The organism is Nocardiopsis sediminis, from assembly GCF_042650565.1.
GTDB classification, from domain to species: Bacteria; Actinomycetota; Actinomycetes; order Streptosporangiales; family Streptosporangiaceae; genus Nocardiopsis_B; species Nocardiopsis_B sediminis.
Window position 1 is genome coordinate 29,506 of record NZ_JBHSBH010000018.1, and the last position, 9,130, is coordinate 38,635.

Here is a 9,130-nt window from a genome sequence, read left to right on the forward strand (position 1 = left end):
CGAGCCGAGTCGTGCGTGAGAACGCACCACGAAACCGACGAAAGAAACAGCTGTTCCGCGAGTGCCCGGCGTGCCCGGATCGCGGCAGGTGCCTGAAGATTAGATTGTGAAGAGGCCCGGGTGCAAGGGACGAAACAAGGAGTAATCCCCGGATTTACAAACATCATTCCGGCTACCCCTTGCACCCCCCACTGAAACCCCCCTCGACCTGCGCGGACAGGGCGAAAAAAATTCCTGCGGAACGGCCGCGGCCCCGCCGCTTCCGGCCCTCGGAGGGCGGGAGGCGGCGCGGCCGCGGGGTGCCGCGGCGCCTGCCGGGTCAGCCGCGCAGAACCGCGCCCGTCCGCTCGGCCGCGGCCGCCCCGGCGGCGTCGCGCGCCGCCGTGATCTCCTCGGACTTCAGCGTGCGGTCGGCGGCCCGGAAACGCAGGCTGAAGGCGAGCGACGTACGCCCTTCACCGATCTGCTCGCCGGTGTAGACGTCGAACAGCCGCACGCTCTCCAGCAGTCCGCCGGCCCCCGCGCGCAGCGCCGCCTCGACGTCGCCCGCGGGCACACCGGAGTCGACCACCAGGGCGACGTCCTGCACCGCCACGGGGTAGGTGGAGATCTCCGGAGCCGACGGAACCGTCCGTACCTCCTCGATCGGGTCGAGCCCGACCTCCATGGCGACCGTACGGGGCGGCAGGCCGAACGCCTGCACGACACGCGGGTGCAGCTCACCGGCGTAGCCCACCGTGCGCTCCACCCCGCCGTCGGCCACCGACAGCACGGCGCACCGGCCCGGGTGCCACGGCGCGCGCTGCGCCGCCGCCACCCGCAGCTCGATACCGGCCGCGCGGCCGACGACCCGGGCCGCCTCGATGGCGTCGGCCCAGGTCGCGGCGCGGCCCTGCCCCCACCAGCCCGCCGCCTCACGGGCGCCGGCCAGCACGGCGGCGACCCGGCGCGGCTGCTCGGGCAGCGCGGCCTCCAGGGAGGCCAGCTCCTCGGGGGTGGGACCGCGGTCCACGCGCAGCATGGGCGCGGTTCCGGGCGCACCGGCGCGCGGCAGGTAGACCTGGCCGATCTCGTACAGCGCGACATCGGGGAACCCGCGGCCGACGTTGCGGGCGAGGGCCTTGAACAGCCCGGGCAGCAGCGTGGTTCGCAGCAGCGGCTCGTCGTCGTTGAGCGGGTTGGCCAGTCTCAGCGAGGTGCGGCGGTCGTCGTCCTCGGCGAGCTGGAGGCCGTCGAGGTCGCGCTGCCCGGTGAACGGGTAGCTGAGGACCTCGGTGAACCCGGCGCCCGCCAGCGAGCGCCCGACGGAGCGGCGCAGCCGCTGGCCGGGGGTGAGCCCGCGGCCGGCCGGGGCGCGCGGCGGGATGGCCGGGATGTTCTCGTAGCCCTCGTAGCGGATGACCTCCTCGGCGAGGTCGTTGGGGTCGGTGAGGTCGGGCCGCCACGTGGGCGGGGTGACCCGCAGCAGGTCGCCGTCGCCCTCGACCGTGCAGCCGACCTGCCGCAGCCGCGCCACGGTGGTCTCCCGCGAATACGGCACCCCGGCGACGTCGCCGGGGTGGCCGGCGGCGATCTCGATGGGCGCGGGGGCCGCGCCGCCGGAGGCCACGAGGGTGTATCCCGGCTCGACGACCGCGCCGGCCAGCTCGGCGAGGAGCCGCACCGCGCGGGTGGCGGCGGCCTCCTGCACGGCGGAGTCGACGCCGCGCTCGAAGCGCCGCGAGGACTCCGAGGACAGCTGGTGACGGCGCGAGGCGCGCGCGATGTGGGTGTCGGCGAAGTGCGCGGCCTCGATGAGCACCTCGGTGGAGCCCCACTCGGAGTCCGGGCCGGGCTCCGTGTCGATCTCGGTGGCCAGGCCGCCCATGACGCCGGCGATGTTGATGGGCCCGGAGGAGTCGGTGATGACGATGTCGTCGGGGTCGAGCGCCCGCTTGACGTGGTCGAGCGTCTCCAGCCGCTCGCCCTTGCGGGCCAGGCGCACCCCGAGCGGGCCGTCGATCTTCGAGCGGTCCCAGGCGTGCAGCGGCTGGCCGGTCTCCATCATCACGTAGTTGGTGACGTCGACCGCCAGCGCGATGGAGCGCACGCCGGTCAGGGCCAGGCGGCGCCGCATCCACGGCGGGGTGGGCGCGGCGGGGTCGAACCCGGACACCCCGCGCAGCACGTAGCGCGAGCAGATGCCGGTGTCGTCGACCTCGACCGGGTGGCCCTCGCCCGGGGTGCCGTCGATGTCGATGTCCGCGGGGTCGCGGAACGCCGTGCCGTACAGGGCCGCCGCCTCGCGCGCCACGCCGCGCATCGACAGCGCGTAGCCGCGGTCGGGGGTGACGGCGATGTCGAGCACGTCGTCGCGCAGCCCCAGCAGCGCGAACGCGTCGGCGCCCGGCTCGGCGAAGCCCTCGGGCAGCACCACGATGCCCTCGTGGTCCTCCCACAGCTCCAGCTCGGAGGCCGAGCAGATCATGCCCTCGGAGAGCCGCCCGTAGGTCTTGCGGGCGCCGATGGCGAACCCGCCCGGCAGGACGGCGCCGGGCAGCGACACCACGACCAGGTCGCCTTCGGCGAAGTTGCGCGCGCCGCACACGATGTTCTGCGGCTCGCCGGTGCCGTTGGCGGCGCCGACGTCCACCGAGCAGTAGCGGATGGGCTTCTTGAAGCCGGTCAGCTCCTCGATGCCGAGGACCCGGCCGACGACGATCGGGCCAGAGAGCTCCGCGCCGACCTCGTCGACGGTCTCGACCTCCAGGCCGGCGCCGATCAGCGCGGCGGCGAGGTCGCGCGCCGTGACACCGTCGGGCAGGTCGACGTACTCGCGGAGCCAGGAAACGGGGACGCGCATCAGATCTCCATCCCGAAGGCCGAGGTGAAGCGCACATCGCCCTCGACCATGTCGTGCATGTCCTTCACCCCGCGGGCGAACATCAGGGTCCGCTCCACGCCCAGGCCGAACGCCCACCCGCTGTAGCGGGAGGTGTCGACGCCGGCGGCGGTGAGCACGCGCGGGTTGACCACGCCGCAGCCGCCGATCTCGATCCAGCCCTCGGAGCCGCAGGTGCGGCAGGGCACATCGGGGTTGCCCACCGACGCGCCGCGGCACACGAAGCACTCCATGTCGACCTCGGCCGACGGCTCGGTGAAGGGGAAGTAGGACGGCCGGAACCGGGTCCGCAGGCCGCTGCCGAACATGCCCTCGACGAAGGCGCCGATCGCGCCGCGCAGGTGCGCCAGGGTGATGCCCTCGTCGACGACCAGCCCCTCGAGCTGGTGGAACACGGGGGTGTGGGTGGCGTCGAGCTCGTCGGTGCGGTAGGTGGTCCCCGGTGCGACGACGTAGACCGGCGGCTCGCGGTCGAGCAGGGCGCGGACCTGCACGGGCGAGGTGTGGGTGCGCATGACCAGGCCGGACTCGCCGCCCGTGGGCGACTCGACGAAGAACGTGTCCTGCATGCTGCGGGCCGGGTGGTCGGGCAGGAAGTTCAGCGCGTCGAAGTTGAACCACTCGGCTTCGATCTCGGGGCCTTCGGCGACCTCGAAGCCCATGCCGACGAAGATGTCGGCCATCCGCTCGGCGATGGTCGTGACCGGGTGGCGGGCGCCCTGCGGGGCCCGGTCCCAGGGCAGGGTGACGTCGACGGCCTCCTCGACGAGGACGCGGGCGTCGCGCTCCTCCTCCAGCACGGCCTGGCGGGCCTTGATCGCCTCGGCGACGTCGCGGCGGGCGCCGCCGACGCGCTTGCCGGCCTCGGCCTTGGCCGCCGGTGGCAGCGCGCCGATCTCGCGGTTGGCCAGGGCCAGCGGGGAGCGGTCTCCGGCGTGGGCGAGCCGGACCTCCTTCAGCCCCTCCAGGGAGGCGGCCCCGGCGATGGCGGCGAGCGCCTCCTCGCGCATCCGGGCGACCTCCTCGGGATGCAGCGGGGTCACTTCGACCGGGTCGTATGAACTGTTGGGTGCAGACATGGTTGATTGCCTCGCCGCCCCGCCCTCGGCGGGCAGGACGGTGGTTCCGGCCCGCGGGATCAGCGGGCTCAAGCCGATAGGGAAGCCGAAGGTCCGCCCGCCGTGGCCCGGTCGGGTCCGCTCAGGCGAACTCGGGGGTGCCGGCGGGCACGGTAAATCGGAACTCCGCACCGCCACTGGGTGCGCGGCCGACCGTGATCGCGCCGCCGTGGGCCTCGACCAGCCCCTTGACGATGAACAGCCCGAGACCGGTCCCGCCGCGCCGCTTGGTGCGCCAGAACCGGCGGAAGACGCGCGGAACGGCTTCGGGCGCGATGCCCTTGCCTTCGTCGCGCACCGACACCGCCGTTCCTCCCTCGCTCGGCTCGATCACAATGGTGACAGTACCAGCGCCGTGCCGCACCGCGTTTTCGACCAGGTTCGCCATGATCTGCTCGACCTTGTCGGCATCGAGCCACATCTCGGGCAGCGGGCCGTGGACCTCCAGGCGGTAGCGGTCCTGGGCCTCCCCCGCCGCGACACGCCCGGCGACCAGGCGGCGGGCGAGGTCGGGCAGGTCGACGAGCTGGCGGCGGACCTCCAGCCGGCCCGATTCGATGCGGGAGACGCTGAGCAGCTCGGTGATGAGGCGCGTGACCCGGTCGGCGTCGGAGTTGACGGTCTCCAGCATGAAGATCTTCTGCTTGTCGGTGAGCCGCTCCCACTTGGCGAGCAGGGTCGCGGTGAAGCCCTTGACGCTGGTCAGCGGGGACCGCAGCTCATGGGCGACGGTGGAGACGAGGTCGGCGCGGCTGCGCTCGCCGCGGGCGCGGTGCGAGGCGTCGCGCAGGGTGACCACGAGGCGGGACAGCTCGCCCAGCGGCTGGTCGCGCAGGTAGCGCGCCGCCATGAGGATCTCGCGGCCGTCGGCGAGGAACAGCGAGCGCTCGGGCTGGCGGGTGCGGATGCGCAGCCCGCCGTAGGGGTCGCTGGACTTCCACCAGTCGCGGCCGTCGGAGTCGTGCAGGGGCAGGACGTCGCGGAAGTCGCGGCCGATCGCGTGCCCGGCGGTGACGCGCGCCAGCCGTGCCGCCATGCGGTTGAACACCACCACGCGGCCCTCGCCATCGGCGACGATCACGCCGTCGGGCAGGTCCTCGGCCGACAGCAGGAGGCCGTTCGCGCTCCCCGGCCCGGTGCCGCCGCGATCCCCCGCATGGTCGCCGCCCACGACCGCCTCCCCACACCCTCATGTGACCGTCCGCGCCGCTCGCGCGCGTGGCGCCGGCCGCGGCATCGCGACGCCGTGATCGATCGCCCGTGCCACCCGGGACTTCATTACCCGCCGAACTCACCCGCTACGCTCCGGAACACCGGCCGGGGGCGACGGGATGCGCGATCGGCATGGTCCGCACGTCGGCCTGGTGATGAGAGCTCGAGCGTATCGGCAACAGAGGGTGGTCGGGCAACCCGCGGAAGTCCCGACAAATTACACAAAAGGCCCGAACAGAGGGCTTCTGGGGCCACCCGCGGCGGTGATCACGGTCCGTCCGGGAAACGGGGTACGGGGGTGCGCCGAGAGGCGTTTCCCCCGATGCGGCGGCCCCCTGTGGGTGCCCCGTTCCCGGGCCGCTACCCCTCTGACGCATGGCCCGGGGCGCCGTACCCGCGTGGCGGGACGGTCGTCAGGCCCTCTGCGGATGGGCCGTCCGCTGCTGGCGGGCCGTGGTGTAGAGGCACACGGCGGCGGCGGTGGCGAGGTTGAGGCTCTCGGCGCCGCCGTAGATCGGGACGCTGACCGCACCGTCGGTCAGGGCGACGGTCTCCTCGGGCAGGCCCCAGGCCTCGTTGCCGAAGACCCAGCCGACCCTGCCGTCGAGCGAGCCGGAATCGGCCGCGGCGTGCAGGTCGCGGTCGCCGCGGCCATCGGCGGCGAAAACGCTGGCGCCCTGGCCGCGCAGGTGGTCCACCGCCTCGGCGATGGGCAGCCCCACGACGACCGGGAGGTGGAACAGGCTGCCGGCGGAGGCCCGGACGCACTTGCCGTTGTAGGGGTCGACCGAGGCGTCGGTGAAGATCACGACGTCGGCGCCCGCGGCGTCGGCGGTGCGCAGCACCGTCCCCGCGTTGCCGGGGTCGCGGACGTGGGAGAGCACGACCGCCAGGCGGGCCTCCCCGACCTCCGAGAGCGGGACGTCGACGAAGTCGCAGACGGCGAGGACCCCCTGAGGGGTGACGGTCTGCGCCAGCTCCGCCATGACCTCCAGGCTGACCCGGTTGACCGGGATGTCGCGCGCGTAGGCGGCGTCTATGAGGTCGGCGTGGCGCTGCACCGCCTCGGAGGTGGCGTAGAGCTCGTGCACCCCCTGGCGCGGGGCGGCCAGCGCCTCGCGCACGGCCTGCGGTCCTTCGGCCAGGAATCGCTTCTCCCGGCGCCGGAAGGCGCGTTTGGCGAGCCGACGAGCCCCCTTGATTCGGGGCGACCGGATACTGGAGAACTCGTGGCTCGCCATGGCGCTTCGTCCGCGGCCTTAGGCCGCGGCCTGCGACGGCGCGGGCAGCGCCTGCTTCGCGGTCTCCACGAGCGTGGCGAACGCGGCCTCGTCGTTGACCGCGAGCTCGGCGAGCATGCGGCGGTCGACCTCGATGCCGGAGAGCTTCAGGCCCTGCATGAACCGGTTGTAGGTCAGGCCGTTGGCGCGGGCTCCGGCGTTGATGCGCTGGATCCACAGCCGGCGGAACTGGCCCTTGCGGTCCTTGCGGTCCCGGTAGGCGTAGGTCATCGAGTGGAGCATCTGCTCCTTGGCCTTGCGGTACAGGCGCGACCGCTGGCCGCGGTACCCGCTGGCCCGTTCGAGGACGACCCGGCGCTTCTTCTTGGCGTTGAGAGCCCGCTTCACGCGTGCCACTGGAACTCCCTTGTGGGTTGCCGGTGCGCGATCACCGCGCGACCGGTCGGCCGGACCGGCGAGGCCGGCGGGCCGTACGGAACGTGGGCGTCCGACCGGGTGGAGCCGATCGCGGGCGGTGCGCACCGCGAAGCGGACCGGTGGGACGTGGACTGGGGAACGGCGTCAGCCGAGCAGCTTCTTGATCTTCTTGGTGTCGGCCGGGGCCAGCTCGACGTCACCGGTGAGGCGGCGGGTCCGCTTGGTCGGCTTGTGCTCCAGCAGGTGGTTCTTGTTGGCACGGCGGCGCATGATCTTGCCGGAGCCGGTCACGCGGAAACGCTTGCTGGCTCCACTGTGGGATTTGTTCTTCGGCATGTCGCCGTCGTCTCCTACTCGCTCGGGCACGCCGCCGGGGCATCGGCGGCGTGCAATCTGCTCTGCTGCGGCACAGGGGCGGCACACGGTTCGCGCCGCCGCGGGTGCCTGCTTGCGGACCCGCGGCAGCGCGGTACGAATCCCCGGCACCGCCGGGTGGGACCCTGCCCGAGGGCGTCCGGCCGGGGGTCAGCTCCCCTGGCCGGCCTGCTCCTGCTCGCGCGCCTCGCGGCGGGGCTTGACGTTCCCGGCGGCGGCGCGGGCCTCGGCCTTGTGCTCGGAGCGGCGCTTGTGCGGGCCGATCACCATGACCATGTTGCGGCCGTCCTGCTTTGGCGCGGACTCCACCGCACCCAGCTCCTGGACGTCCTCGGCCAGCCGGGCCAGCAGGCGCCGTCCCAGCTCGGGGCGGGACTGCTCGCGGCCGCGGAACATGATCGTCACCTTGACCTTGTCCCCGCCCTTGAGGAACCGCACGACGTGACCCTTCTTGGTCTCGTAGTCGTGCGGGTCGATCTTCGGGCGGAGCTTGATCTCCTTGATGATCGTGTTCGACTGGTTCTTGCGCGATTCGCGCGCCTTGACCGCGGACTCGTACTTGTACTTGCCGTAGTCCATCAGCTTGGCGACCGGCGGACGGGCGGTCGGTGCGACCTCGACGAGGTCGAGGTCGGACTCCTGCGCGAGACGCAGTGCGTCCTGCACGGGCACGATGCCGACCTGCTCACCGTTGGGTCCGACGAGACGGACCTCGGAAACCCTGATGCGGTCATTGATGCGGGGCTCTGCGCTGATGGGACCCCTCCCTAGCTTCGTCGGAATTGCCGTTCGTGGGGGGTCACCCGGTCCCGTGGGCCCGAACGCGAAAAACCCCGCCAGCTGAGTGCAAGCGGGGTGATCCACCGGAATACGCCGAGGCGGCGAAGGTCGCCCTTCGCCCACGCCCTGCGCCGCCCGCAAAGGGCGACGGCGACGCCGATGCGCCGCCGACCGGGACCTGCACGGGTCGGAGCCCGGCAGGTGGGAGGATCGACCTCCGCTTACGTGCCCGGCGCATGACGCGCCGGATCAGGTCAGGAGTCCACTCTATCAGCATTTTCCGGCGAGGGCCCCGGGCGTTCACGCCCGGGAGGAATCGCCCCGCCGGCCGTCCTCGGATCGGTGCGGATCGACGAGTTGTGGGATTCGGGTCCCGCACCGAGGTGCCGTTCGTTAGTGTGTTCGACCGTGAAGCTTGCCGTGCGGGTGAAACTCCTGCCGACGCCGGAACAGGCGTCGGCTTTGGGGGCGACGCTGCGCGCCCTCAACGCGGCGGCCAACCGGGTGTCGCAGGTGGCCTACGAGCGCGGCGTGCCGCGCGAGTACGAACTGCGCAGGCACACCTACGCGGAGTTGAGGTCGCGCGGGCTGGGCGCGCAGTCCGCCCAGCACACGATCAAGAAGGTCCGCGACGCCTACACCACCCTGAAAGCCAACATCAACGCCGGGAACCTCGGTCCGCCAGGCTCGCAGCGTCGCTCCAAGGCTGAGACAAAGCCGATCACGTTCCGCCCTGACGCGGCCCAGCCCTACGACGACCGGAATCTGTCGTGGCACTACGACGCGCAGACCGTGTCGATCTGGACTACCGCCGGGAGGCTCAAGAACGTTCGCTTCGCCTGCTCGGCCGGTGCGCTGAAGATGCTCATGGAGTACCGCCAGGGCGAGTCCGACCTGATCGAGTGCGACGGCGCGTTCTATCTGACCGCGACCTGCGACGTGCCCGAGGCGGAGCAGTATGAGCCTGACGCGTTCATCGGGGTGGACCTGGGGATCGCCAACATCGCCACCGCCTCCACCGGCTACCGTGCTGCCGGGCGCGGCCTGAACCGCTACCGCAGGCGGCAGCTCGCCCTGCGCGCCAAGCTCCAGAAGAAGGGCACGAA

7 protein-coding genes and 1 pseudogene are annotated in these 9,130 nt (G+C 72.5%); 1 reads left to right on the top strand and 7 read right to left on the bottom strand.

Annotated elements, in window-relative coordinates:
* Positions 1-319: 319 nt before the first annotated feature.
* The 7 genes from pheT to infC form a co-directional block, all read right to left on the bottom strand.
* Positions 320-2,842, bottom strand: a complete 2,523-nt coding sequence (gene pheT, locus ACFOVU_RS27630) for a phenylalanine--tRNA ligase subunit beta (protein ID WP_378538306.1) — start codon at positions 2,840-2,842, stop codon at positions 320-322.
* A complete protein-coding gene (pheS, locus tag ACFOVU_RS27635; RefSeq protein WP_378538307.1) occupies positions 2,842-3,960 on the bottom strand; it encodes a phenylalanine--tRNA ligase subunit alpha in 1,119 nt (372 codons plus the stop codon). The genes pheT and pheS overlap by 1 nt, the downstream gene beginning before the upstream one ends.
* 121 nt (positions 3,961-4,081) lie before the next feature.
* Positions 4,082-5,170, bottom strand: coding sequence for a sensor histidine kinase (locus ACFOVU_RS27640; RefSeq protein ID WP_378538309.1), 1,089 nt, complete (start codon positions 5,168-5,170; stop codon positions 4,082-4,084).
* Between the two features lie 454 nt (positions 5,171-5,624).
* Positions 5,625-6,452 (bottom strand): TrmH family RNA methyltransferase, encoded by an 828-nt coding sequence (locus ACFOVU_RS27645; protein ID WP_378538310.1) that lies wholly within the window; start codon positions 6,450-6,452, stop codon positions 5,625-5,627.
* A gap of 18 nt (positions 6,453-6,470) precedes the next feature.
* The gene (gene rplT / locus ACFOVU_RS27650; RefSeq protein WP_378538312.1) at positions 6,471-6,848 is read right to left on the bottom strand and encodes a 50S ribosomal protein L20; all 378 of its coding nucleotides are present in this window, start codon (positions 6,846-6,848) and stop codon (positions 6,471-6,473) included.
* A gap of 165 nt (positions 6,849-7,013) precedes the next feature.
* Complete coding sequence (rpmI, locus tag ACFOVU_RS27655; protein WP_378538313.1) at positions 7,014-7,205, bottom strand: 50S ribosomal protein L35; 192 nt, start codon at positions 7,203-7,205, stop codon at positions 7,014-7,016.
* Between the two features lie 189 nt (positions 7,206-7,394).
* Positions 7,395-8,027 carry a translation initiation factor IF-3 gene (infC, locus tag ACFOVU_RS27660; RefSeq protein WP_378538315.1) on the bottom strand — a complete coding sequence of 211 codons (633 nt, stop codon included), beginning with the start codon at positions 8,025-8,027 and terminating at the stop codon, positions 7,395-7,397.
* A gap of 405 nt (positions 8,028-8,432) precedes the next feature.
* Between infC and ACFOVU_RS27665 the strand changes: the two are divergent.
* Positions 8,433-9,130: pseudogene (locus ACFOVU_RS27665) on the top strand (RNA-guided endonuclease TnpB family protein); the annotation flags it as partial.